The sequence below is a fragment of the Mesorhizobium sp. CA10 genome, from assembly GCF_020165285.1.
In the GTDB taxonomy this organism is placed as follows: domain Bacteria; phylum Pseudomonadota; class Alphaproteobacteria; order Rhizobiales; family Rhizobiaceae; genus Mesorhizobium.
In genome coordinates, this window is the sequence record NZ_JAIUHV010000001.1 from 676,776 (window position 1) to 701,597 (window position 24,822).

Below are 24,822 nucleotides of genomic sequence, written 5' to 3' on the forward strand. Positions count from 1 at the left end.
CGTCCCTTGCGAAAGTTCCCTCTTACCCTCCGTCTTCCTGCTATCCTGGAGATGAGGAGACGACCCATGAGCGAGAATCGTAAGCTAGCGGCAATCCTGGCTGCCGATGTGGTCGGATACAGCCGGCTCGCGAGCGCGGACGAAGATCGTACTTTGGCGAGGTTGCGGGCGCTGCGCAGCGACCTGATCGATCCGACCATCGAAGTGCACCACGGGCGGGTGATCAAACGCACCGGGGATGGGGCGCTGGTTGAGTTCCGCAGTGTGGTGGATGCCGTGCGCTGCGCCGTTGAGGTTCAGAATGGTATGGTCGAGCGCAATGCCGGCGTGCCGCAGGACCGCCGCATCGAGTTCAGGATCGGCATCCATCTGGGCGATGTGGTCGAAGAGAGCGACGGCGACCTGATGGGCGACGGCGTCAACATCGCCTCGCGTTTGGAGGGTGTCGCGGCGCCCGGCACCATCTGTCTGTCCGAGGATGCCTATCGCCAGGTCAAGGCCAGGCTCGACCTCTCGGTCAGCGATCTCGGCAGCACGCAGCTCAAGAACATCGCCGAGCCGATCCGGGTCTATTCGCTGCAAGTCGGCAGCGCCGGAACCAAGGCGGCCGCGACCCCGGAAACCGCGCCGAGCCGGCCCGCGACGGCAGCGCCGCCCAAACTGTCGATCGCCGTCCTGCCGTTCGCCAACATGAGTGGTGACGCCGAACAGGATTACTTCGCCGACGGCATCTCTGAAGACATCATCACCGCGCTGTCCAAACTGTCGCAGCTCTTCGTCATCGCACGCAATTCGTCGTTCACCTTCAAAGGCCAGAACGTCCAGGTGCAGGAGGTGGGCACGAAGCTCGGCGTGCGGCATGTGCTTGAGGGCAGCGTACGCAAGTCGGGGAACAGGGTGCGCATTACCGCGCAGCTCATCGATGCAGCCTCCGGCGGCCATCTTTGGGCGGAGCGGTTCGATCGCGACCTGACCGACATATTCGCCGTGCAGGACGACGTGACGCAGCAGATCGTCGGTGCGTTGGCGCTCAATCTGACTGAGGGCGACCGTCAGCGGCTGGCGCCCGAGTATGCGCGCAACACGGAGGCGTATGACTATTTCCTACGGGGCCGAGAGCTGTGGCACCGGCTGACGAAGGAGACGAACGTCGCAGCCCGCGATCTCTTGCAACGTGCCATCGAACTTGACCCGAAATTTGCCTCTGCCCACGCCTTCCTCGCCCTGACGCACGGGCTCGATTACCTGAACAGGTGGAGTGGGTCGCCGCCGGAATCGATGGCGCAAGCGGAAGAGGCTGCGACGCGAGCGGTAACGCTGGATGAGAGCGATCCCTGGGCGCACTGGGCGTTGGCTATCGTCAAGCTGTATACACGACGGCACGATAAGGCCATCAACGAAGCCGAGCACGCGATAGCCCTCAATCCGAACTTCGCCGAAGGGCACGTGATCCTCGGCGAGGCGCTGCACTATTCGGGCAGGTCCGAAGAGGCGCTCGAGAGTTTCGCCCGGGGCAAGACCTTGAATCCATACTTTCCGGATGTGCTTCTGCATTTCCAGGCTTTGGCATCGTTTCAACTCGGAAGGTACGAAGAGGCCGTTGACCGCTTGCTGCAACGGCTGGCTCGCAACGCTGCCACCGATGTCTCGCGCGCGCTTCTGGCCGCCAGCTACGGCCATCTGGGCCGTTTCGACGAGGCCCGTGGGGCATGGCAGGAGGTGCTGCGCGTCAATCCGGACTATTCGCTGGACTACCGACGCAAAGTCTTGCCCTACAAGAACCCTGCCGATTTCGAACTCATGGTGGACGGGCTCCGCAAGGCCGGTGCCGTGCAATGACAGATTAGGCTCAGGTCGCCTTGATCTCTGCGTGGCCGATCTTGCGCCATCGGGCGTTTTCGCGAACCAGTTTCAGGTCGTCGGTCGTCTCGGCAAATGTCCGCAAACGATATTGCCGGAGCAGTTCCGGGAAGAGAGCCCCTGCCGGCAGGCCGGCAAGCTGCTCGCGGACAGAGATCCTTTCATCGATGACCCGCACGCCCCACGCATTTTCCTGAACCTGCAGCTCCGCGGCCAGATCGCGCTCTTCCTGCGCGTTTTCGTCCAGCGCGGCCAGCAGGATCGAGTGGAAAAGCGCTACATAGCCAATCTGTCTCAGGCCGCCCACAACCCGCACGCGGGGCAATATGGCAAGAACGAGGAACGCCAGGAACAAGTTCGGCAGCAGCATGCCGTCCAGCAGCGCCTGCCTGAGATGCGGTCGCTCGAACGGGATGGAAAGACCGTGCGGCCTGTCAGGCTCGATCAGGTGCCCGCCCTCGAGAACGAGCTTGCGCACGCGCTCCTCGCGGATGCCCCAGAAATAGGCTGTGGCATTGGGCAGGAATCTGCCAAATGGGCCCGATGCGGTCTCTTGCAAGGCACGTTCGAGACGCTGGCGCCTCGCGGGTTCAAAGAGCAGGCTGGAGAGGAGGCTGCCGTCATATTGCAGATGCCGGACCATGGCGGCCGCGGCTAGCCGATCATCGATGAAAACCGGCCGGGTCACGCCGGAACAATCCCAATTGGCGACCAGATCCTGGTTGAAGGCTGTCAGCGCATCGGCAGCGGTTCCAAACACCTTGTCTTGACTGGTAAGCAGTGTGCCCAGCCAGCGGCTGGCATCCGTTTCATCGCCCACCGCTTCGAGCGCGCGCTTGTTGAGGGAGACGGGACCGGCCACGCAGGCACTTTTGCGGCACAGTTTGTGGCGCCCTATGCCAAACAGGTTGATCTTGTCGCCGCCGACATCGAGCCATCCCGGCCCCTCCCGGCCAATTGTCTCCATGGTCATTGTCGTTCCCATGAAGCCGAAGAAGACCGACAGCCCGTTTTCGACCGCGCCGAGCCAAGCAAGCAGGAGGGCATCGAAGGTGATCCGGTCCATCAGAAGCAGGCAGTGCAGGCCGGCCTGAATCACCGGTCTGTGCTCGAACTCTTCGAGGGCCTTGCCGATCTCCTCCGGCTGCATGATCGCACCAAGGCGCCGGTGCAGGACTTCGCGCAGGATCGAGCGCGCGGCGATCGCCGGGCCCGAAGCAGGCCGCGCCACAGGTCGCCACAGGTGGCGGGCGTAGTCGGAAACCGGTGCATTCCAGTTCTGCTCGATGTCACGCACGACTTCCGGGCAGAGTGGCGACAGCAAAGCCAGAATTTCCACCGGAGGCGTAGGGGTCGGGTCAAAGACGGCGGTCATTGGTTCCCGTCAGCCGCTTGCGGTGCAGAGGCCAAGGGAACCAGACTTGCTGGACGCGCTCGGCCCACGCAACGCGATCAAATGGTGTAAGACGAAATTGACCGTATCCCACGGAGTTCTCCATCAGCAATCACCCGTTCGCCGACTCGGCACAAAATGTCAGATCGGCTGCACGGCCAAGGCCAACAGCGGATCTCAGAACCGCAGCCGGGCCATGCTCAGGAGGTCGTGGTACCGCCCGTCGGTAAAACCGGCCTTCACATGCCGACCTTCGATCTCGAAGCCGTGGCTCGTGTAAAGACGGATAGCCGGTTCGTTGTCGGCATAGACGGTCAATTCGACCCGCTTCAGGGCCCGCCAGTTGTCGGCCACGTCAAGCAGCGCGCCAAGTATGGCGGAGCCGATCCCCTTGCCGACAAAGGCGTCGTGAAGGCCGATGTTGATCTCGCCGATATGCGAACGGCGCGGCGAGCCCTGTACGATCAGGCTGCCATGGCCGACGATCTTGCCGTCCACCTCCGCAACGATCCAGGTGGTTTCCTGGCCGGACTTGGCGATACGCCGCTCCACCTGCTCCACCCTCTCGAAAGGCATCCTGAACGTGCCCCAGCGGAAACCCGGCATGTTGAAGATAGCGCAAAGCGCCTCCGCATCGCTTGACCGGATGGATCGGAGCTGTGGCCGGATCTTCTCGGACGATGGCGAGGTCGTGCTGGTCATGGCGTTCCCGGCGAAGGCAATCGGCCCTGCACGATGCACCGGACCTCACCTGGAAATCCAGCCGTGTCTGCAAGCTATGATGCCGATTGCGAGCTAAAATACCGGGAGGCGGCGTAGAGTTTGAAGACGCCGCTGATGCCGATCCAGCCGAAAAGAGCGAGCCAGCACAACGTCCCGGTCGCCGTCCAGTCGATCCGGTGCACCGCAGCGTCGGTGATGACGAGGCCAAGGATGGCAAGCAGGCCAACCAAAAACTGCGCCAGGCCGAGCACCACCAGCTCCTCGCGCGGCGCGCTTCTCCAGGCGAGAAATATGCCCCCCGCGCCGGCGAGGAAGATGGCGCTGTAGACCTGCGCGTGGAAGGCATCGATCGGCCATGGCCAGAAGCTACTGAATGTCAGGGGAAACACCAACAGGCCGATGCCATAGAATCCGAGGATCGCCAATTCCACCGGCATGTAGCCGCGCCATGCCGGGTTTAAGGTGACGCCCTTTGCAGAAGGACGATCCCAGGCCTGCCACAGGAACAGCCCCGATACTGCGACCGAGCCAAGATAGACCAAAAACCACAGCCACGGCGCTTTGCGCTCGAAGTTGAAATAGCCGAGATTGATGAACGAAGCCGCCGACACGATGACGGTGAAGATGAAGGCCATGACCAGCACGAGTCTGCCGGGCGACCAGCGGTTCCAGAACAGCAGCGCCGCCATAACGACCATTTCGGCGGTGTAGAAGCCGCCGAGGAAGCGGGCATTGAACGGCGTCACGGCCCAAGGCCACCGAGGCTTGACCAGCACAGGCGCGAAAAACAGGCCCGCGCCCACGATTAGGACGATGATGACGGCCACCGAAAAAAGGCGCAGGGCCGTGGGAAATGGCGGGTCGTCGTATGTCGGCATGGGAGAGACTCCCCAGGGTGAATGCCCGTGGACTATCATAATGCCGCTTGCGACCGGTGAAAATCGGCCGATTGGAAAGGACTTGTCTATTCGAATAGCCGCACGGCCCGTTTCGAAGTAAAATGCGGCGCTCGGACCAAAAAGCGATCCGGTCAACATGCCTCGGGCGCATTTTCCGGAGCCTGCACGATGAACGAAGCTCAGGACCTGTTCTCGCTTCTGCGGCAATCGGCAGATGTCGATCCTCTGGCAATCGACGCGATCAAGCGGATCATCGCCGAGGGCGAGGACCGCGAACTTTGCCGCATCAATGTTCTAGCCTTCGCCAGCAAGCATGGCCTCGACGAGGAGCGCACCATGGGCGCCTTTCTCCATGCGGCGCGGGTGGGCATCTTTGACATTTCCTGGAATGTTCTGTGCCCCGGTTGTGGCGGCGTGCTCGACACCAACGCCACGCTGAAAACCCTGCAGAAGGACGAATACACCTGCGCGCTGTGTTCCCAGGGCTATGCGCCGACCCTGGACGAGATGGTCGAGGTGACGTTCACCGTCAGTCCCCGCATGCGCAGGATTGCCGCCCACAATCCGCACGAACTGCCATTGGTGGAATATTTCCGCCAGATCTACTGGGCGTCCGGCATCGATGTGCCGGATGAGGATTTCACGAAGAAGATGGAAGCCTTCTCGCTGGAGGATATCGAGCTTGCGCCGGGTGAAAAGGCGGTTCTGCCCATCCAACTTCCGTCCGAATTCGTCATCGTCTTCGAGCCGGTCACCCATTCGGCGCAGTTCATCGACGTGAAGGGCGAACCAACAAAGGAGCGCCGAAGCCTCTCTTTGGTCTTCGACCGCGACCATGTCCAGAGCCAGACGCTGGAGATGCAACCCGGCCCGTTGCGCATTTCGCTGGAAAACAGGACCGATACGCGTGTGTTGCCGGCGGTTTTCATCGCGGGCCATGAATTGCATGAATTTCTGGGCAAACGCCGGCCCTTTCTCACCGCCAAGCGCCTGCTCACCAACCAGACGTTCCGCGACCTCTATCGCACGGATACTCTGGCCGTCGACCAGCGCCTGAAGATCACCAGCCTGACTTTCCTGTTCACAGACCTGCGTGGATCGACCGCGCTCTACGAGCGTGTGGGCGACCTTTCGGCCTTCGATCTCGTGCGCGAGCATTTCCAGGTTCTGCACGAGATCGTCGCGTCGGAGGCAGGCGCGGTAGTGAAGACGATCGGGGATGCGGTGATGGCGACCTTCGCGACCCCTGATCGTGCGATTGCCGCGGCCCTCAGGATGCGCGATGCCATGCGTGCGCTCAACGACAAGAGCGGGCGCGAGGATCTGCTGCTCAAGATCGGAGTCCATGCCGGCCCCTGCATCGCCGTGTCTATGAACGAGCGACAGGACTATTTCGGCCAGACGGTCAACATTGCTTCGCGGGTCCAGAATCTTGCCAATGCACAGGCGATCTTCGCCACTCGTGCGGTGGTCGACGACAATCTCACCGCCGATCTGTTGCAAAGGAAGGCGCTGACGCCCGTGCCTCATGAGGTCTCGCTGCGCGGCATTGAGCGGGAGATAGCAGTCTATACGATCCCTTGAAGACTCGGTCGTCCCGGTCCCTTACACGCGCCTGCAGATAAAGTAACGATCGGCAGGCACCGAAGGCGGCAGCGGGACGCGTTGCAACTGCGGGTGATCGAGCGGCGTGCCGCTGACCACGATGCCGCCGACGCGAAGCAGGCCCGCGGTCAGATCGGGAAGCCAGGTAGCGGTCACTGCGTCGCGATCTTCATAGCCGGTGCCGATGTCGGCATGAACAAGAGCGGCGTCGATGCCAATGAACCTGATCGCCGTCTCGCGTATTTCGCCGAGCACCAGGTTTTCGGCTTCGGGAATTGAGCTGGAGTGTGCGGCCAGTGCGCGGTCGAACGCCACGATCCTGCGTCCGGGCAGGCGCTCGCGCAGATGGTGGAACGTGCGGCCATTGCCGAGGCCGAGCTCGAGGATGGGGCCCTCGATCTTCGCCACCTCCGCGCAGACCTGATCGAGAATGTCGCGCTGTGCCGTCAGCCTGCGGATGAAACTCTCGAGGCGACTCATATGCGTTTGTGTGTCCTGAACCAGCCCAAGAATCCGGCAATGCCCGCGACCCGGGTGAAACGCAAGAGTAGCGTGCCGGACCCGATCCAGCCTTGCCGCATATAGAGCAATTCCAGGAAAAGTGGAAACGGTTTTCCTTCCGGAATTGCGTCAAAACAATGAGATAGAGCGGGTTGCTGTTTCCGTGAAACGGTGAACCGCTCTAGAGGCGAACGGTGAACGCTGCAACAGCCGAACAGCCCGCCGGCAAGCCGGTTGGAATCTGCGGCCCGGCGTGCGGCGGAATAGCGATGTCACTTGTAGGGGTCTGCGGCGTCCCGCAAGCCGTCGCCGAGGAAGTTGAACGCCAAGATGACGAGAATGACGGGGAGGATCGGCAAAAGCAGCCATGGATAGAACGCGATCACGCTGACGCTGCGCGCCTCGGTGAGCAGGATGCCCCAGCTGGTTATCGGCGCCCGCAAGCCGAGCCCCAGGAAGCTCAGCGCCGTCTCACCCAGGATCATGCCGGGTATGGAGATCGTCGCCGTCGCGATCAGATGCGACATGAAGCCCGGAATGAGGTGCCGCCGGATAATGCGGCTGCTCGAGGCGCCCATCAATTGCGCGGCCAGAACGTAATCCTCCTCACGCAAGGCTAGAAGTTTTGAGCGCACGGCCCGCGCCAGTCCGGTCCAGTGGAGCAGCCCGAGGATGACGGTGATGCCGAAATAGATCAGGATCGGACTCCAGGTTATCGGCATGATCGCCGACAGAGCCAGCCAGAGCGGAATGCTGGGGATCGATTGCAGAACTTCGATTATCCGTTGAACGATCAGGTCGAAGATGCCGCCGTGATAGCCGGCCAGCCCCCCGATGACGATGCCGAGCAGAAAGCTGAAACCGATGCCGACCAGGCCGATTGTCAGTGAAATGCGTGCGCCGTAGATGATGCGCGAGAGCACATCGCGCCCCAGCCTGTCGGTGCCGGCCAGGAAGAGCTGGCCGTTTTCGGCAGGACAGACAAGATGCCTGTCGCCTTCGATCAGGCCCCAGAACCGGTAGCTGTCGCCCTTGCAGAAGAAACGTATCCGCTGAATATCATTCCGTTTCTCGGTGTAGTTCCGCTTGAGCGTGTCCATATCCAGCGTCATCTGCCGGCCATAGACGAACGGCCCGACGAACTGGCCGTTGTGGAACAGGTGCACCCGCTGCGGCGGCGAATAGATGTAGTCCATGTTGCGCGTGTGCAGATTGTAGGGCGCCAGGAACTCGCAGATCAGTATCCCGAGATAAAGCGCTACCAGGAATATGCCGGATATAAGGGCAAGCCGGTGCCGTCGGAATTTCCACCACATCAGCCGCAACTGCGACGCCTGAAAGACCTTCGACTGCGCCGCCGTCATCGCCTCGACCGACTGTGGGTCAAAGGGCGCGATGGATACGTAGTGTTGCAGTGGGGCACCTGGAGCAGGCAGCGGCGATTGCGTGTTCATTTGGTGCTGCCGCCCTGCAAGCGAATTCGTGGATCCAGCAGCGCCAGGGCCAGGTCGGAAATCAGGACACCGATGACCGTCAGGAAGGCAAGGAACATAAGGAACGACCCTGCCAGATACATGTCCTGGCTCTGCAGCGCCCTGATCAGCATCGGCCCGGTCGTTTCCAACGACAGCACGATCGCTGTGATTTCGGCGCCGGAGATGATGGCCGGCAGGATAGAGCCGATGTCGGAGATGAAGAAATTGAGTGCCATGCGCAGCGGATATTTGACCAGCGCCTTGAAGGGATGAAGGCCCTTGGCGCGCGCGGTCACGACATATTGCTTGTGCAGCTCGTCGAGCAGATTGGCCCGCAGTCGCCTGATCATGCTTGCAGTGCCCCCGGTGCCGATGATCAAGACCGGGATCCAGAGATGGGCAAGGATCGACTTCGCCTTGGCCCAGCTCATCGGCTCGCCGAGATATTGCTGGTCCATGAGATGGCCGATGGACGTGCCGAACCAGATGTTGGCGAAATACATCAGGATCAGCGCCAGCATGAAGTTTGGAATGGCAAGGCCGAGAAGGCCGAGGAAGGTCAAGCCGTAGTCGCCCCAGCTGTATTGGTGCGTGGCGGAGTACATGCCGATCGGAAAGGCGATGAGCCAGGTGAAAATGATCGTGACGAAGGAAACCAGCACGGTCAGCCACATTCGGTCGCCGATGACGTCGCGAACCGGCAGCTCATATTCGAAAGAATAGCCGAAATCGCCGTGCAGCATCCCGCCGACCCAGTAGAAGTAGCGAATGACTGGCGGCTTGTCGAAACCATACTCCTTTCGCATCATCTGGATGCGATCGGAATCCACCGCCTCGCCCTGAGCCCGAAGCTCGCTGACATAGCTGTCGAAATAGTCGCCCGGGGGAAGCTCGATGATCGTGAACACCAGCGCCGATATGATCAGCAGCGTTGGAACCATCACGGCGATGCGCCAGACAATATATCGAAACACGCTCAGGACTCTCCAAGCCAGAATGTGTCCGGCATATAGACACCGAAATAGGCGGTCGGGTCGTAGCCGTAGAGCGCCTTGTCAGGCAGATTGCGCAGCCGCGAGGACGTTAGGATCGGCTGATGCGTTCCGTTCACAGTGCCGATCGAAAACACCTGATCGGTGTAGATCGACAGCATCGAGTTCCAGATTTCGGCGCGCTCCGCAGCTTCGGTCGATGCATTCCAGCGCTTGAGTAAAGCCATCAACTCGATCACGGGCGGAAGATCAGGCGCCTCACCGACCTTGCCATGAGACAAGTAGTGAGCTCCCCAGAGCGGCCATTGCAGCTGGTCGTCGATGGTGGGGGCTAACTGGTACGGATTCATGTCGGCGGTCGGCACGCCATTGTCGATGCCCGACCATATCGACATCATGATCTGGCCGCCAAGCGCGCGGCTGCGGAAGATGTCGCGCTGCGAAGTCCGGACGAACAGGGCGATGCCGATCTGGCGCCAATGATCAGTGATGAGTTCGAGCGCGTCGGTTTCCAGTGTGCTTTCGCCGGCCGTTTCCACGATAATTTGCGCCGGGCGTCCGTCGGAAAGTATCCGCAGGCCGTCATCGTCACGCGTCTGAAGCCCGACCTCATCGAGCAGGACATTGGCCTGGTCGGGATCATGAGCGACCCAGGCTTTCGCGAATTCCGGCCGGTAGAGCGGGCTCTCCGGCAGGACCGTATCGGCGCTTTCCTGCGCCAATCCGTAGAACACCGCCATATTGATCTCGCGCCTGTCCATAGCAAGCGAAAGTGCGCGACGCACGCGCACGTCACGAAAAAGGCCACGCCACACCTGGTCGGCACAATTCAGATTGGGCAATAGCGCCAGCCGCGAACCCTGTGTGCGTTTCCACAGATGCATCTTCACCGGGTAACGCTTCTCCGCATCCTTCAGGAACGAGTAATCGGCAAAGTCAATTCCCATGCATTGCAGGTCGCTCTCGCCCGCACCGGTCTTGGCGGAAATGATCGCCGACGAGCTAACATTCATGACCACCCGGTCAACATAGGGCAGTTGCCGGCCATTCTCGTCTACTCGATGAAAGAACGGGTTCCGCTCGAAGACGAACTGCTCGGCCGGCGGCTTGGTCCGGTTCTGCCAGGGATCGAGTGTCGGCAGTTCCGGGTTCTCAGGGCGATACTGCCGCGACATGCGGATATGCAGGAGCGTCCATTTCCTGGCCCTGTTCTCCTCCATCAGGCCGGCGAGCCGGAATGGATCCTGGTATTTCTTGTGGAACTGCTTGAGATAGGCGGCCGGCAGGACAAGCGATAGCGGCGAAGCGGCAGCGAGCTTGGGCAGGAAGTCGGGATTAGGCGCATCCCAGCTATAGCGGACCGTCAACGGATCGACGATCTCGAAGCGTGGCGGCTTGCCGCCCGCCAGCAGGGTCGGGACGAGTCCGCCTTGCGTAAGCTCATCGTTCAGCCAGACATCTTCCCAGCAATACCGAAAATCCTCCGGCGTCAGCAGGCTGCCGTCAGACCATTTATGTCCTTCCCGTATCTTGAAAGTGAAGACGCGATCGTCCACCACGTCGAAACTTTCGAGAATGTCGGGTTGCAGGTTGAGCTTTTCGTCATAGCCGACCAGGCGAGCATATCCGTAGATGGTCATCATCCGGATATCCTTTTGGCTGCCGATGATCGTGCGCAGCGTGCCGCCATACTGGCCGGGCTGCCGGCCCATCGCAGCGAGGTTCAACACGCGCGGGCTCTTGGGCAGGCGTTCGGCGAGTGCCGGCAGCGCCAGAGCCTTCAGCAGCGGCTGAAGAAATTCCGGCTCCAGATCGCCGGCGCGCAACGTGCTCGGCAGAAATGCCGAAGCCATAAGGCCAAGGACGGTGCGCCGGCTGATCAATGGCGCAGCTCGCTGACATCGGCCGAACGTCGCGCCAGCACGAGGTGGCCACCGCCAAGATCGAGTGGCGACAGCATATCCTCTTCGCCCTCGTCGCGGAATTGCGGTCCCCATGCGCTGGTGTCGGAAGCGCCGCCGAGCTTCAGCGTCTCGAAATCCATCGGCCTGTCGAGATCGGGGAAAGGCACTGCGGCGACCAGTGAGCGCGTGTAGGGGTGGACCGGTTTCCTAAGCAGAATTTCGCGCGGCGCAAGCTCGACGATACGCCCGCCGCACATCACCGCGATGCGGTCTGCCATATAGTCCACCACCGCCAGGTTGTGGGATATGAACAGATAGGTCAGGCCCAGTTCCTTCTGCAGGTCCTTCAGAAGGTTCAGGATCTGCGCCTGGACAGAGACATCGAGCGCCGAAACCGGCTCGTCGCAGATCAGGAGTTCAGGCCCCAGCGCCAATGCGCGCGCGATGCCGATACGCTGACGCTGCCCGCCGGAGAAACTGTGCGGGTAACGTTTGATAAAGCGCGGATCGAGCCCGATTGCCTGCATCAGGTTCTTGACCATGGCTAACCGGGACGCGGCATTGCCGCGCTGATGGATTTCCAGCGGCTCGCTCAAGATGTTCTCCACCGTCATGCGAGGTGAAAGCGACGAAACCGGATCCTGAAAGACCATCTGGATTTTCGCGCGCAGCATGTGCAAGGCCTCTCCCTCGCCTGCCAGGACGTCGATCGGTCCCTCGCGGCTGTTGAAGATCACAGAACCACCGCTGGGAGTGACGGCCCGCATGAGGATCTTGCTGACGGTGGTTTTGCCGGAACCGCTTTCGCCGACCAGACCCAGGCATTCACCTCGCCTGATGTCGAAGCTCACACCGTCGACGGCGCGAACAGAGGTTTGATGATCCCCGCCGAACCATCCGGACTTGCGGATGGTGAAGGTCTTTGTCAGATCCCTGACCGACAGCAGGATGTCGTCCGGCCCCTCCGATGCCGGCGCGGTCTGCTTGCCGAGCAGGTTTCCGACATTCACCGGCACCTCGCGTAGCGCCTTTAGCCTTTCGCCAGGCTTCAGGTCGAAATGCGGAACGGCTGCCATCAGGCCCTTAAGGTAAGGATGGCCTGGCCGGCGGAATATCGCCTCGACAGGTCCCGCCTCCATGATCTCGCCATGGTACATGACCACCACCTCGTCGGCGACATTGGCGACCACGCCGAGGTCGTGCGTGATCAGCAGCATCGCCATGTTCAGCTTGGTCTGAAGCCCGCGCAGCAATTGCAGGATTTGCGCCTGGATGGTGACGTCCAACGCCGTCGTCGGCTCATCGGCGATCAACAGGGCGGGCCGGCAGATAAGCGCCATGGCGATCATGGCGCGCTGACGCAATCCTCCAGAAAGTTCGAAGGGATACATGTCATAGGCGCGCTTGGGATTGGGAAAGCCGACGAGGCTGAGCATTTCCTCGGTCCGCGCCTTGCGCTCCGCCCGAGCCATGGGCGTATGAATCTGCAGGGATTCGCTGACTTGGTTGCCGATCGTGTGGAGCGGCGACAGCGATGTCATCGGCTCCTGAAAGATCTTGCCGATGCGGCTGCCTCTCAACGCCCGGATTTCGGGCCCATCACGCGACATCTTGAGAATATCCTGCGTCGTGCCGGGCTTTTCAGGATCGGAGAACAGGATCCGGCCGCGAACATGGGCTGTGTTCGGCAAAATGCCCATCACGGCTTGGCTGAGAACCGATTTACCGGAACCTGACTCGCCCACAAGCGCAGTAACCTTACCGGGCAGGACGCGAAGATTTGCGCGCCTGACGGCATGCAACGGCCCCCCCATGATGGCAAAAGAGATGCCAACGTCTTCGATCCGCAGCAGATCGACACTCGAATTCATTCTCACACCAGCCCCACTCTGGCAGCTCCCCAGAAAGCGAGACTAGCGCATTGTCAGCGCAGAGCAACTTGGATTCGAAGCGGTCGCCAGTGGCGGAACCGACGACCAAACTGGCTACCAAAGGCGATCGGGCCAGATCGCGGCGGTTTACTGGAGCTTACTCGGGTCGCCCGCCGCCATCCGCGCGGCATCGCGATGAAGCAGCATGACCTGCTCGGCGTCCGATCTTCGGTCGTGAATCGGCTCCGGCGCACCGTCTTCATCGGGTACGAGGGCTCCCGACAGATCGGGTGAAAGCACCATCAGCTTCTGCTTGATGCCAGCCAGTTCCTCGTGGCCGAGCGTCAGCCAGCTGTTGGCGCCGCAATAGCCGGCGAAGTCTTTGCTGGCCAGAACGCTGTGCGGATATTTCTTGGTCAGGGTCTGCAGGCGCTGGACCTCGTTCACAGCCGAGCCGAAGACAGAGAATGTGAGCCGGTCTTTAAGCCCGACATTGCCAAACATCACATTGCCGACATGCAGGCCGATACCGAATTTGATGTCTGACAACCCCTGCTCCTTTCGGCGCAGGTTGAGATCCATCATGCGCGCGCTGGCCTTGTGCGCGGCCGCAAGCGCAGCCTGGCAGGCGATCTCGGACTGCGAACGGTGCCTTTCGCAAGGGTAGACGGCAATGAAGCCATCACCGATGAAACTCATGATCTGCCCGCCGTTGCGATTGAAAGGTGCGGCAACGGCGTCGAAAAACTGGTTCAGCGTATCGATATAGACTTCGCGGCCGGAGGTTTCGGCGAGCCTCGACGACCCGCGCATATCTCCCATTACCAGTGCGGCCCGGATTGTGTCGCCCTCGCCGCGCTTGATCTGGCCGTCAAGAACGCGCCTGCCAGCGTCGCCGCCGAGATAGGTGGTCATCATGTTGTCGGCGAGCTTGGTGAGCACCGCCATCTTGGTGGCGATAGCGAGATGGCTCTGGATGCGCAGCAGCGCCGAAATCATGCTGTCGCTGAAGCCCGCGGCGCTGTCGGTCGACCAAGATCCCATCATGCCCTGACTGGCGTTGCCGCTGAAGGGATGGACGAAAGCCATGTAATCGGTGATGCCCATAAGCCGGAGGTCATCGAAAACAGGAAACTCCGACACCACCGACGGGTCGAGCCGGCGTCGCAGATGGTCGAGCTTATTGCTGAGCAGATGGTAGTATGGGCTGGTCAGGAATCTCTCAGACGGCACACCGGCCTCCTTGCGGAAGCCTTCCACTTCCATGCCCTGACCGCGAACCCAGGTGAAGCCAAGCGCGTCATAGAGCGGGTGAAGCATCGAGAAGCTCAAATGCACCCGCTTCAGCGGCAGGCCGGCAGCAGCCAGCCGTTCGCAAAAGCCATTTACCAATGTTTCCAGGTCGTTGCCCGCCAGCGCCGATTCGTTCAGCCAATCGGCAACCTTATCCATGAGAATGGTGGAAATTTCTGCGTACGATGTGCTCATGCTATCTCGAAACCCGTCGGAAGACGGAACCATTATCCTCTGATCTGCCATAACACAGTCCGTCAACGACCCAACGATAAGACACCCGAAGTCAACAAGGCCGGCCTCGGCGGCAAAAGCGGCGAAGAATATCCCGGATGACTATCCTTGCGGCCAAGGGGAAGGCATAAATGCATCTGTATTCGGTGGCGTTATGTGGCGAGTCAGCCGACGGAGTGCAACCACGATCCTGACACCGCACAAGAAATTCGCCGGCTCAGATGCCGTCAGGCCTTTAGCACTGTCTCTCGGTCTAGCCCGAGGCGGCCAAAAACATTGCGTGTGTCGACGATTAGAGGGGCGTGATCGGCGATCGTCTGATAGTCGATCGCGTCGTGGTCGGTTGCAACGACGACAGCATCGAAATCCTTCAGAGCCGCCTCGGTCAATTCGACCGAGCGGCGCCCCTTGATCGCCATATGCTCCCGCGTGGTCGGTATCTCGGTAACATGCGGATCGTGGAACTCCGCCTTGCCGCCCCATTCCTCGATGAGTTCAATGAGCCGCAATGAGGGGCTTTCGCGGATATCGGGCACATTCTTCTTATAGGCGAGCCCGACGATGAGAATGCGCGAGCGGCTGAGCGCCTTACCACAGCGCCGGTCCAGCGCCTTCGCCAGTTCATCGACCACATGACGCGGCATGGCCGTGTTGATCTCTGCCGCCAGCTCGATGAAGCGGGTCGGCAGTTCGTATTCGCGCGCCTTCCACGTCAGGTAGAAGGGATCGATCGGAACGCAGTGCCCGCCAAGTCCGGGGCCAGGATAGAACGGCATGTAGCCGAAGGGCTTGCTCTTTGCCGCCTCGATCACCTCCCAGATGTCGATGTCCATCGCACCGAGCACGACCTTCAACTCGTTGACGAGTGCTATGTTGACCGAGCGGAAGATGTTTTCCGTCAGCTTGACCGCCTCGGCGGTCGCCGTGGTGGAAACCGGAACGACGGTCTTGACCACGCCCTGGTAGAAAGCCTGCACGAGCGTCGCCGCTTCAATGCCGTCGCCTGCCACGACCTTAGGGATCGTCGCGACTTCGAAGCTGCGGTTGCCGGGATCCTCGCGTTCGGGCGAGAAGCCGAGGAAGAAGTCTATCTTCGACCGCAAGCCGGTTTCTTCCAGTATGGGCTTGATCACGTCATCGGTGGTGCCGGGATAGGTGGTCGATTCCAGCACGACCAGCTGGCCGGGACGCAGATGCTTCGCAATGGTGCCTGCCGTGTTCCTGACAAAGGAGAGATCCGGCTCACGGTTTTTCGTCAGCGGTGTCGGAACGCAGATGATGATGACCTCGCAGACGGCCAGTTCCGCAAAATCCGCAGTGGCGCGGAACCGTCCGCTCGCCACCTGGCCGGCAAGGGCTGTCGACGCCACCGCCTCGATGTAGGATTGGCCGTTGTTCAGGCTCTCGACCTTGTGGGCTTCGATGTCGAAGCCCGAAATCGGGAAGCCGGCGCGTGCGACCGCAACCGCCAGCGGCAATCCGACATAGCCCAGTCCGATCACGCCGACTTGTGCAGCGCGCGTCGAAATCCGGTTTAGAAGATGGTCATATATCGATCGTGAGGCGTCCAAAAATCTGCTTTCCCGTCAATTCGGACAGGCTGTCCGTTCCCGTGGCGAGGCTCACTTGGTCTCAAGGACCATGGCCGAGGCATATTGCGGAAGATCGGTTTCCGCAAGCCGTCATCAAACCGGCACCTTCGCCTTCAGGCTTGCGGCAGCCCTCGCATAGCCGCCGGCCGCGCCATCGATGAAATGAAGGTGGTCGCGCTGCAGCGGCGAAGCGACGAGGCATGTCATCAAGGCCGATTTCTGGCGGTGCAGGCCATAGGTGCAGATGCCCTCCTCTTCCGCCTGTTTCAGCCGGTTCTCGATCCGTTGCAAGACGTCCGAGTCAACGTCGATGGTCATCTTCAAGCCGTCGTCGAACTTCCGGAAATCCGAATTGCTGGCCACGTCGCGTTTGTAGACCTTCGGATCGAAACGACCGATCGTCCACCCGAATCGATCGGCAACGGCCGCTAGCGTCAGCAGGAACAATATCCACAGCTTCGACAACCACCGCCGTCCTGCCGGCGCCACGGCCCTCGCCTCGAGATCGAAGCCGGCGGGCGAAAAACTGTAGGCCGGCCCGTTCACCGGCACTGGATGGCCATCGCGTTCCTGCCTGCCGGCAAGGGCAATGATGTCGGAAACCAGAGACTGAAAACCGCGCAAGTCGCGCGACGGACCCGGTATGGCTATGATCGAGACGATTTCGCCATGCCGTGCTTCGATCGGGTTCCAGCGGCAGGAGAGGCCGGTCAGATCCGGCCGCGCGCCGGCCGGCGCGGGATCGATGCGGTAGCGCCCCGCTTTCATCTCGGCTTCCGCCCAACTGCCGCCACCGCCGGCGAACATTGCATAGAAGACCGCTTCGGAGGCCTGGAACCTCGCCACGCGAACGTCGAGTCCTTGCGCTCTTATATCCCTTATCGGCACGATCGCGGCACGCAGGGCCAGGTCCAGTTCGTCCGCCACCCATCTCTGGACAGCGGCAAGCGCGTTGCGGGCGATCTCCAGCGCCGAGCCGGGAAATGCCACGAGCGCGCCGTCGCCGCCAAAGACAAAGGGAAAATCTTGCCGGCCCAGCGCATTGAGCAGCGCCGAAATGACGCTGGCGCCGGCCATATTGACGGTTTTATAGCGCCCAGCCTTGATTGCCTTGGTGGAGCCGACGATGTCGGCGGTAGCCAGCGCCCAGTCATCGGGGAGAGGCCGATAGTTGTCGATATCGGCAACGCTTTCGAACTTTGCGAAGACCGGCAGAGAAGCGACAAACGGGTCGGATGCGGCAGCTGTTTCCATGGGCGTCAGATAGCATATTCCACTGCTTGAAGGGTGAAGTCGATCATGCTTCGAAATTGACTTGCGCCGGCTTTCCGATGATAGGGTCCGGCGATGCGAATTGCCTTCTACGCACCGCTGAAGTCTCCCAATGATCCCGTTGCCTCCGGCGACCGCCAGATGGCACGGACGCTGATCAAGGCGCTGGAGCACGTGGGGCATAGCGTCGAACTGGCATCCGAATTGCGCATCTATCTACGCGAACCGGAGCCGAAAAGTTTCGATGCGCTCAAGATCGAGGCCCGAGAGGAAGCCGCGCGGCTGACAAGGCTTTGGGATCGTGACGGCAAGCCCGATCTCTGGCTCACTTATCATCCCTACTACAAGGCGCCCGACCTGATCGGGCCCGAGCTGGCGGCGGCCTTTGCTGTCCCCTATGCGACAGCGGAAGCCTCCTATTCGAGGCGGCGTAACGCCGGTTTGTGGGCAGATGCGCAGGCTTTGGTGGCGCGAGCCGTCGAACGGGCGGCGCTGAACATCTGCTTCACGCAAAGGGACCGCGAGGGACTGGCGGATGCGGTACCCGGCGCCACGTTCGGCACGCTTTCGCCCTTCATCGACACATCGGCATTCCGTGAAATGCCGGCACGGGGTTGTCCGACGCGCCTCGTTACCGTCGCCATGATGCGCCGGGGCGACAAACTCGAAAGCTATCGCATGCTGGCGCAAGCGCTCGGTTCGATCGGTCACCTGCGCTGGACCATGTCGGTCGTCGGGGACGGGCCTGCCCGCGAACAGGTCAAAGCGCAATTCGCCGGCTTGCCCGCCGACCGTATCGAATGGCTCGGCGCGATTGAGCCGGCCGCCGTGCCGGATGTCCTCTACAGTGGGGGAATTTACGTCTGGCCGGGTTTCGGCGAGGCCTATGGCGTTGCCTATCTTGAAGCACAGGCCGCCGGCCTTCCGGTGGTGGCTCAGGACATCGCCGGCGTGCCGGAGGTCGTGCGGGATGGCCAGGCCGGGTTCCTCACCCCGCCGGGCGATGTGACGGCGTTCGCTTCTGCCATTGAAAGGCTTCTGGCCCGTAACGACGAAAGAACCATCATGGCCGCAGAAGCCAGACGTTTCATCCTCGAGGAGCGCTCGCTCGATACGGCGGCGGCGCGTCTGGCCGAACTTCTTGCGAAGATCCCGGTCTCATGACATCCGATCCGATCTGGCAACCCTTGGTGGAAGAACTGGCGCGCTGGCAACGGGCGGACCGCAAGGCAGAATTCTGGCTGCGCGACGATGACGCCGTGGATCCGACGCTTGCGCTTGATCGGCTGCTCGACCTCACCAGTGAATTCGGGGTTCCGGTCGCTCTGGCCGTCATTCCAGCCCTGACTGATGAGAAGCTTGTCGTCCGGCTTGACGAGGCGCCGCATGCCACGGTCGCCATCCATGGCTGGGCGCACCGAAATCATGCGCCCGAGGACCAGAAAAAGCAGGAACTCGGGCCGCATCGGCCACCCGAGGCGGTGCTCGATGATCTGGCTCGCGGGCTCTCTCGCATAACCGGCTTGCACGGCGCACGTGCCGTTCCGATGCTGGTGCCACCCTGGAACAGGATCGGCGCCGGCTTGGTATCCGACCTTGGGTCGATAGGATTTTTGGCACTGTCGGTCTTTGGGCCGCCGAAGCCGGCTTCGCTGGCGGTCATCAACAGCAATGTCGACATCATGGATTGGCATGGCACGCGCGGCTGCCGCGATCATGGCCTATTGGTTCAGGCCGTCGCCGCGCAATTGCGGCATGCATTCGACGGCGGCGAACCGGTCGGCCTGCTCACCCATCATCTCGTGCATGATGAATCGGCCTGGCTTTTCCTCGAACGGCTGTTCGCCGTCACCGCACGCAATGCAGCCTGTGCATGGCATCCGATCAGGACATTGATCGGGCGCAGCGCCAGCAGAGGAAAATAGCTCAGCCCGCTTTGTGCGATAAGACTGGAAATTCGAGCGTCTGACCATCCCGCGCGGCAAAAGAGCCGGCAAACCTGTTCTTGGCCAGTTTCTCGATCTCGTCCAGTTCCTCGTCGGTGCGCGCCGGATCGTGGTGAACCAGCGCAAGCTCCCGCGCACGGGCCGCCTCGCAGAGCTTGACCCCCTGTTGCCATGTCGAGTGCCCGTTCCCGCGGTAGCGTTCCATTTCCTCCTCGGTGTAGGCGCAATCGTAAATGACGAGGTCGGCATCTTCGATTAGGCCGAGCACCGCCTGATCGAGTTTACCCGACTCATGTTCGGTGTCTGTGATCAACGCCACGACGCGGCCACCCCATTCGACCCGATAGCCTATACAGCCACCGGGATGGGTGAGACTGCCGGTTCGGATCACCACCCCTTCACGCGGCCGAAGCACGTCTCCTGACACGAAATCGCAATAGTCGAGGCTTGCCTTGCAGACGTCCAGTCTCACCGGAAACCAAGGCGGCCGCATGAACTCATCGACCATCTGTCGGGTCGTCATGCGTCCTGCAAGATGCCCGGACCAAAGCCTGACTTTGACGCTGCGGTCATAGATCGGCTTAAATGCCGGCAGCCCGATGATGTGGTCATAATGGCAGTGGGTGAAAAACAGGTCGAAATCGGTCACGCCCGACGCCCGAAGCGCCCAGCCGGCAGGCCGCAAGCCGGAGCCGGCGTCGAACAGAAGCGTATGCTTGCCGCATCGCATCTCAATGCAGATCGTGTTGCCGCCATAGCGGGAGAAGTCTGGCCCCGATACCGAAATGCTGCCGCGGACGCCCCAAAACCTGACCAGGAAAACGTCGTCGTCCATGCAAGCCCTTCATAGTCCCCTAGGCCATCGTAGCCAAACAACTGCTGCTAGGCGAGACAGGTTTTCCTCCTGATGACCTTGTCCATGAGAGGTCAGTGCCATCACGACGGCAAGGATCGGCGCAAATCATTCGTTATTTGGCGCTTCGTGCGTCGATCAGATCCGCGGTCGTATGGCTTAGGCGATCGGCGAGAACCCGAACCATCTCGACGGTCATTTCCGGGAACTCCTTCATAAGCCTCAGGAAATGATCCTTGCGAATTCTCAAGGCTTCCACCGGACTTGCGGCTCTGACGGTGGCCGTGCGGGAGCTGTTGCACAATATGGCGATCTCGCCAACGATCGAATTTGGCAGCAGTTCGGCAACTTTTATCGGTCCGCTCTCGGAATCGACCAGAATATCGGCCTTGCCTGAAAGGATGACATAGGCGGCGTCTCCCTCGTCGCCCTGCCGGAAAAGGATCTGGCCGGCGCTGTAGCTTACGCGATCAGATGTGAACGCAAGCAGCTTGAGCTTTGCCGGCTCGATGCCAGAGAACAAGGGAACGCGTTGCAGCATTCCGACCTCATCCTTGAGCAGCATTGTCGCAAACCTCCCAAAATTCACGTCTGCCAGACTAGAACAACCGACATCCAGATGGAATCAATTCTGCTTGCGGATAGCGGGACGAACCGCGCGAACGTGGCGGCCTGATCAGTTGGAAACCTTAATCTCTTGAGCTTGCAGCAAGTTCCCATCGGCGGAACGATCCCATCTGAATGTCCGGGCTCTATGACAGCAGTTCCTTGAAAATACCGCTCCCCGCCAAAAGCGTCTCGTGTGGTCCGTCTTCCACCAAACGACCCGAGTCGAAGACGACAACGCGATCGAACATCATCGCCATTGCCGGATTCGTCACGACCCACACAATTGCCGGCGAACGGCCGTCGCGTCTGGCTTCCTCGAGCACGTTTTGCAGCACCTTTTCTTGTACGCGCTGGTCGAGCGCCGACAGCGGCCGGTTGAAAATGAGAAAATCGGGACGCTTGAGCAGGGCCCGGGCAACATCGAGCTTCTGTCGCTGTCCACTGGTCAACCGCCTGCCGCCGGCGCCGACGTTGAAGTCCAAGCCGACATCCAGCAGTTCGGCATAAAGCCCCAGTTCATCAAGAATATCATAGACAATGGAGCGTATGCGGTCCGGCGCATCGGGATGGTTGCTGCCCAGACGCCCGAACAGGACATTGTCCATGACAGTAGCCGCAGCAATGTATTTGGCAGGATCGTAGCGTTCGACGGCGTTTTGCAGCTCGGGCGGCAGGTCTTCATAGAACTGGTTGCGTGCGGCGACGATCTTGTTCATCAATTCGTCGCTGAGCAGGCCGAAGCGATGCCGGGGCTCGATATAGGCAAAGCTCAGGGTGACGATCATGGCGCGGTCGCTCTCCGAGACCGTCTCGTAGGGACGGTTCTTGAGCCGTTGCAGCAAGGTTTCGTAGGCTGGTATCTCCTCGGCGCTCATGAAGGCGAGCTGCTGGAAGAACTGGTGATCGGGCGGTAGGTCGGCAAACAGCTCGATCGCTTGTTTGGCGATATCCATGCCCATTTCGTAGAGCATGCGATCGAGGCCGGCTTGCATCAGCACCGACGCGAAATAAGGATTGGCCGCCAGGGCCCTGTCGGCCAGCTCCGGGCCGGCGGCAGCGCCGAAGAGCAGGTTCTGGCCGATTGTTGCTTCCTTATTGTAGGCGCCCGGTTCGAAAGGAACCACCAGTCCGCTCAGTCCTTCGTGTTCCAGCCGGGTTCGCAGCGCCGCACGCAATTCGACGATCCGCCCGGCAAGTTCCGTGTGACGCGTGAGGTCGGCCGAAGAACGCAAGCCTAAATCCAAAATGTCGCGCGACAGAAGAACCGCGTCGAGCACCTGGCGCACGGCTTCAAAGAGGTCGTGCGGGCCGGTAGCGCCGACGGAAGCATAGTCGATCCAGTCGCTGTGGATATCAAGGTCCGGGTTGCCTGATCGGCGCGCCTCGTGGATGTTCCAGCGGTGCTGGTCCGCCGCGGCACCGTCATAAGTCACCGACGTCAGCGGCGCATGCTTCAACCCGTAGAGCAGATTGTCGCGGAGGCTTGCCTGGAACAGGAAAACATCCGACGAGGCATAGGACATGCGCCGACCGGTCACTGCTTCGGGGAGTTCAAGCAGGTCGTCGGCACCCGAAGCGACCCTTCCGCTTTCCGGCCAGTTCAGCCGCGCGAAGGCCTCTGCAAGCGCCTCCGCTCCACCTGTTGAGGTGCTGACCAGCGCCACCGTCTCCCCCGGCTTGACCTGGAGAGAGATACGGTCGAGGAGCATTGCACCGCCATCGTCTGCCATGGACAGACCGATCGCCGACAGGGGGTTGGTCATCGGACCGGGATCGTCGATCGTCAGTGCCCCGATTCGCGGCGCAATGAGACCCTCGACGGTGAATTGTTCGACGACCTGCTGGTATTTGACCTGGACATCCTGCCGGTCCTGATCCCAGTCGATCAGTTCCTTCATCGGTCCGGGCAGGTCCTTGTAGGCGCCGATCACGGCCACGAGCTGACCGACGTCCAGCCGCCCCCGAATGACCAGATACCCGCCGACCATGTAGAACAGAAAGGGCGTGATCTGCGCGAGAAAATTGTTGAGGAACTTCACCATGAATTTCCATTGGTAAAGATCGAAGCGGATCTTGAAGATGAGCCCGAGCCGGGCAGCTATGTCGGCGCGCTCGTAGTTTGACGTATCATGGACGTGAACCGCGCCGATGCCGTCGACGATTTCGCCGACGCGGCCCGATAGCGCGCGCGCCGTCAACTGCCGTTTGCGCCCGAGCACGATCAGCCGCCGCCGCATTCGCGGGATCAGCACGATCTGGATCAAGACGATCACGGCGGCGATCATTCCGAGCCAGAAGTTCTGGACCACGATGAACAGCATGGCCGTCACCGCCTGGCCGCCGAGCAGCACCGGCTGCAGGAAAGCATCGCCGATGAAACCGCCCAGCGGCTCCACCTCGTCCTTCACCATGGTTGCCACCTCGGCGGATTTCACGCGCTTGAAATAACGCGGCGGAAACCGCAGCACACGATCGACCAGTTCGAAGCGGATACGGCGCAGCATCCGTTCACCGAGGCGGCCCTTGTAGGTGTTGATGTAGAATTTGAACAGGCCGTTGATGATGACCAGCAGGAGGAACACAAGGCTCAGGGCAAGCAGCGTCGTCGTGCGGTCGAGCTGAAAGCCAGGAAAGAACTGGACCTCTCCGATGAACGGCAGGTTATAGTGTAGCCTCATGAATGGCTGGGTCGCGCCCGGCTGCTCGAAGCCGCGACCTTGGATCGGGCCGTTGACAATCAACTTCGGCAGGTCAAAGGACATGAAATACGGGATCATCGAAAGCAAGACGATAACCAATATCCAGAGCTGCTGCTTCTTGGTGTGGGTCCAGATATAGCGAGCCAGGCTGGGTTCCATATGCGACTGTGGACCTTCAGTTTAAAGAACAAAGTAAAAGCATCAGCTGGTGGACGGCGCATCGGCAATCATCACCGGCGACATGTTCGAAGCCTGCGAGGCGGCTTGGCGGGGCAAGATTGCGTTGTGTCGCCCGAAATCCCAACGTACAAGGCGAATATGATGGATGTCACGCAACCGCGCAATGCCGGCATGAACGGGCACGAGCAGGCCTTGGACCTCACGCGGGGAATTGCTGCCTATGTCAACCACCCTCTCGTGGCAGGGCTGGCGCGCGTCATCGCCAAACATCCGAAGGCCGACATCGCCAACGCCTTCAACCACAAGCAGGTGGCCTGCAAGATGTGGGCGCTCGACAGGCTTTTCGAAAGCTGCGGCGGGCGCTTCGGGCGCATATGGGTTCTGGGCGGATGGTACGGCATATTGCCGGCAATGCTTTTCAACGACCCCCGCTTCGATATTGCGGCAGTCGATAGCATCGACATCGATCCCGAAGTCGCGCCAGTTGCCCGGACCCTCAACCGGGAAGCCGGCGGCCGGTTCCGGGCGCTAACAGCAGATATGTACGCACTCGACTATGCGGCCGGGCCGTCCGATCTGATAGTCAATACGAGCTGCGAGCACATAGCCGATCTGCGTGCCTGGCTTGCCCTGCTTCCGCGGGGCACGAATGTACTGCTGCAATCAAATGACTATTTCAGCGAGCCGACGCACATCAACTGCGTGGCTTCACTTGCAGCTCTCGAAGCAATGGCGGCGCTGCGGGAGATACGATTCTCTGGCGAACTACCGACAAAAAATTATTCGCGCTTCATGCTAATTGGAACTGTTTGATGCATTTCGCCCAAAATCGCGTAGCGGTTTTAGGACAACGACATGCATCAAAACAAAGACTTAAAGCGCGGCGCCTGAATCCGGTTCAGCGCGACGCGCTTTAGGCGC

The 24,822-nt window shown here is 60.8% G+C and carries 19 protein-coding genes; 5 read left to right on the forward strand and 14 right to left on the reverse strand.

What is annotated here, in order from left to right; genetic code table 11:
• Positions 1-66: 66 nt before the first annotated feature.
• Positions 67-1,839, forward strand: a complete 1,773-nt coding sequence (locus LB535_RS03170; protein WP_224631126.1) for an adenylate/guanylate cyclase domain-containing protein — start codon at positions 67-69, stop codon at positions 1,837-1,839.
• Positions 1,840-1,849: 10 nt separating this feature from the next.
• Here LB535_RS03170 and LB535_RS03175 read toward each other — a convergent pair whose 3' ends face one another.
• The 3 genes from LB535_RS03175 to LB535_RS03185 all read right to left on the reverse strand — a co-directional run bounded on the left by LB535_RS03175 (position 1,850) and on the right by LB535_RS03185 (position 4,854).
• Positions 1,850-3,235 (reverse strand): hypothetical protein, encoded by a 1,386-nt coding sequence (locus LB535_RS03175; protein WP_224631127.1) that lies wholly within the window; start codon positions 3,233-3,235, stop codon positions 1,850-1,852.
• A 195-nt stretch (positions 3,236-3,430) separates the two neighbouring features.
• On the reverse strand, positions 3,431-3,955 hold the full coding sequence (locus LB535_RS03180; protein ID WP_224631128.1) for a GNAT family N-acetyltransferase: 525 nt from the start codon (positions 3,953-3,955) through the stop codon (positions 3,431-3,433).
• A gap of 74 nt (positions 3,956-4,029) precedes the next feature.
• The gene (locus LB535_RS03185; RefSeq protein ID WP_224603356.1) at positions 4,030-4,854 is read right to left on the reverse strand and encodes a hypothetical protein; all 825 of its coding nucleotides are present in this window, start codon (positions 4,852-4,854) and stop codon (positions 4,030-4,032) included.
• A 189-nt stretch (positions 4,855-5,043) separates the two neighbouring features.
• Between LB535_RS03185 and LB535_RS03190 the strand changes: the two genes are divergently transcribed.
• Positions 5,044-6,459 (forward strand): adenylate/guanylate cyclase domain-containing protein, encoded by a 1,416-nt coding sequence (locus LB535_RS03190; RefSeq protein WP_224631129.1) that lies wholly within the window; start codon positions 5,044-5,046, stop codon positions 6,457-6,459.
• 21 nt (positions 6,460-6,480) lie between these two features.
• Here LB535_RS03190 and LB535_RS03195 read toward each other — a convergent pair whose 3' ends face one another.
• The 8 genes from LB535_RS03195 to LB535_RS03230 form a co-directional block, all read right to left on the reverse strand.
• Positions 6,481-6,960 (reverse strand): class I SAM-dependent methyltransferase, encoded by a 480-nt coding sequence (locus tag LB535_RS03195; protein WP_224631130.1) that lies wholly within the window; start codon positions 6,958-6,960, stop codon positions 6,481-6,483.
• Between the two features lie 293 nt (positions 6,961-7,253).
• A complete protein-coding gene (locus LB535_RS03200; RefSeq protein ID WP_224631131.1) occupies positions 7,254-8,435 on the reverse strand; it encodes an ABC transporter permease in 1,182 nt (393 codons plus the stop codon).
• Positions 8,432-9,430: an ABC transporter permease gene (locus tag LB535_RS03205; RefSeq protein ID WP_224631132.1), complete on the reverse strand. Its 999-nt coding sequence runs from the start codon at positions 9,428-9,430 to the stop codon at positions 8,432-8,434. The genes LB535_RS03200 and LB535_RS03205 overlap by 4 nt, the downstream gene beginning before the upstream one ends.
• A gap of 2 nt (positions 9,431-9,432) precedes the next feature.
• Positions 9,433-11,331, reverse strand: coding sequence for an ABC transporter substrate-binding protein (locus LB535_RS03210; protein WP_224631191.1), 1,899 nt, complete (start codon positions 11,329-11,331; stop codon positions 9,433-9,435).
• A complete protein-coding gene (locus LB535_RS03215) occupies positions 11,328-13,223 on the reverse strand; it encodes an ABC transporter ATP-binding protein (protein WP_224631133.1) in 1,896 nt (631 codons plus the stop codon). Before LB535_RS03215 ends, LB535_RS03210 begins: the two co-directional genes overlap by 4 nt.
• Before the next feature lie 147 nt (positions 13,224-13,370).
• The gene (locus LB535_RS03220) at positions 13,371-14,711 is read right to left on the reverse strand and encodes an adenylate/guanylate cyclase domain-containing protein (RefSeq protein ID WP_095765761.1); all 1,341 of its coding nucleotides are present in this window, start codon (positions 14,709-14,711) and stop codon (positions 13,371-13,373) included.
• Between the two features lie 266 nt (positions 14,712-14,977).
• Positions 14,978-16,321, reverse strand: coding sequence for a nucleotide sugar dehydrogenase (locus tag LB535_RS03225; protein ID WP_095765762.1), 1,344 nt, complete (start codon positions 16,319-16,321; stop codon positions 14,978-14,980).
• 114 nt (positions 16,322-16,435) lie between these two features.
• Entirely contained in the window at positions 16,436-17,596 is a 1,161-nt protein-coding gene (locus LB535_RS03230; RefSeq protein WP_224631134.1) for a DUF3095 domain-containing protein, read from the reverse strand.
• Positions 17,597-17,689: 93 nt separating this feature from the next.
• On the opposite strand from LB535_RS03230, the gene LB535_RS03235 reads away from it, so the two are divergent.
• Together LB535_RS03235 and LB535_RS03240 are read left to right on the forward strand one after the other, a co-directional pair.
• On the forward strand, positions 17,690-18,778 hold the full coding sequence (locus LB535_RS03235) for a glycosyltransferase family 4 protein (RefSeq protein ID WP_224631135.1): 1,089 nt from the start codon (positions 17,690-17,692) through the stop codon (positions 18,776-18,778).
• Positions 18,775-19,539, forward strand: a complete 765-nt coding sequence (locus LB535_RS03240; RefSeq protein WP_224631136.1) for a polysaccharide deacetylase family protein — start codon at positions 18,775-18,777, stop codon at positions 19,537-19,539. The genes LB535_RS03235 and LB535_RS03240 overlap by 4 nt, the downstream gene beginning before the upstream one ends.
• 1 nt (position 19,540) lies before the next feature.
• Here the strand turns inward: LB535_RS03240 and LB535_RS03245 are convergent, their stop codons facing one another.
• The 3 genes from LB535_RS03245 to LB535_RS03255 all read right to left on the reverse strand — a co-directional run bounded on the left by LB535_RS03245 (position 19,541) and on the right by LB535_RS03255 (position 23,880).
• Positions 19,541-20,395: an MBL fold metallo-hydrolase gene (locus LB535_RS03245; protein ID WP_224631137.1), complete on the reverse strand. Its 855-nt coding sequence runs from the start codon at positions 20,393-20,395 to the stop codon at positions 19,541-19,543.
• A gap of 133 nt (positions 20,396-20,528) precedes the next feature.
• Complete coding sequence (locus LB535_RS03250) at positions 20,529-20,978, reverse strand: cyclic nucleotide-binding domain-containing protein (protein WP_095765767.1); 450 nt, start codon at positions 20,976-20,978, stop codon at positions 20,529-20,531.
• A 187-nt stretch (positions 20,979-21,165) separates the two neighbouring features.
• Entirely contained in the window at positions 21,166-23,880 is a 2,715-nt protein-coding gene (locus tag LB535_RS03255) for an ABC transporter transmembrane domain-containing protein (protein ID WP_224627437.1), read from the reverse strand.
• A gap of 159 nt (positions 23,881-24,039) precedes the next feature.
• Here LB535_RS03255 and LB535_RS03260 point away from each other — a divergent pair, with 159 nt between their 5' ends.
• Entirely contained in the window at positions 24,040-24,714 is a 675-nt protein-coding gene (locus tag LB535_RS03260) for a class I SAM-dependent methyltransferase (protein WP_411962587.1), read from the forward strand.
• Positions 24,715-24,822 lie beyond the last annotated feature (108 nt).

Coding starts and splice junctions, on each gene's coding strand:
- LB535_RS03250 (WP_095765767.1), bottom strand. CDS start 20,978: ATGCTGCTCAAGGATGAGGTCGGAATGCTGCAACGCGTTCCCTTGTTC.
- LB535_RS03235 (WP_224631135.1), top strand. CDS start 17,690: ATGCGAATTGCCTTCTACGCACCGCTGAAGTCTCCCAATGATCCCGTT.
- LB535_RS03185 (WP_224603356.1), bottom strand. CDS start 4,854: ATGCCGACATACGACGACCCGCCATTTCCCACGGCCCTGCGCCTTTTT.
- LB535_RS03175 (WP_224631127.1), bottom strand. CDS start 3,235: ATGACCGCCGTCTTTGACCCGACCCCTACGCCTCCGGTGGAAATTCTG.
- LB535_RS03245 (WP_224631137.1), bottom strand. CDS start 20,395: ATGGACGACGACGTTTTCCTGGTCAGGTTTTGGGGCGTCCGCGGCAGC.
- LB535_RS03190 (WP_224631129.1), top strand. CDS start 5,044: ATGAACGAAGCTCAGGACCTGTTCTCGCTTCTGCGGCAATCGGCAGAT.
- LB535_RS03200 (WP_224631131.1), bottom strand. CDS start 8,435: ATGAACACGCAATCGCCGCTGCCTGCTCCAGGTGCCCCACTGCAACAC.
- LB535_RS03215 (WP_224631133.1), bottom strand. CDS start 13,223: ATGAATTCGAGTGTCGATCTGCTGCGGATCGAAGACGTTGGCATCTCT.
- LB535_RS03230 (WP_224631134.1), bottom strand. CDS start 17,596: ATGGAAACAGCTGCCGCATCCGACCCGTTTGTCGCTTCTCTGCCGGTC.
- LB535_RS03255 (WP_224627437.1), bottom strand. CDS start 23,880: ATGGAACCCAGCCTGGCTCGCTATATCTGGACCCACACCAAGAAGCAG.
- LB535_RS03240 (WP_224631136.1), top strand. CDS start 18,775: ATGACATCCGATCCGATCTGGCAACCCTTGGTGGAAGAACTGGCGCGC.
- LB535_RS03180 (WP_224631128.1), bottom strand. CDS start 3,955: ATGACCAGCACGACCTCGCCATCGTCCGAGAAGATCCGGCCACAGCTC.
- LB535_RS03170 (WP_224631126.1), top strand. CDS start 67: ATGAGCGAGAATCGTAAGCTAGCGGCAATCCTGGCTGCCGATGTGGTC.
- LB535_RS03260 (WP_411962587.1), top strand. CDS start 24,040: ATGATGGATGTCACGCAACCGCGCAATGCCGGCATGAACGGGCACGAG.
- LB535_RS03195 (WP_224631130.1), bottom strand. CDS start 6,960: ATGAGTCGCCTCGAGAGTTTCATCCGCAGGCTGACGGCACAGCGCGAC.
- LB535_RS03220 (WP_095765761.1), bottom strand. CDS start 14,711: ATGAGCACATCGTACGCAGAAATTTCCACCATTCTCATGGATAAGGTT.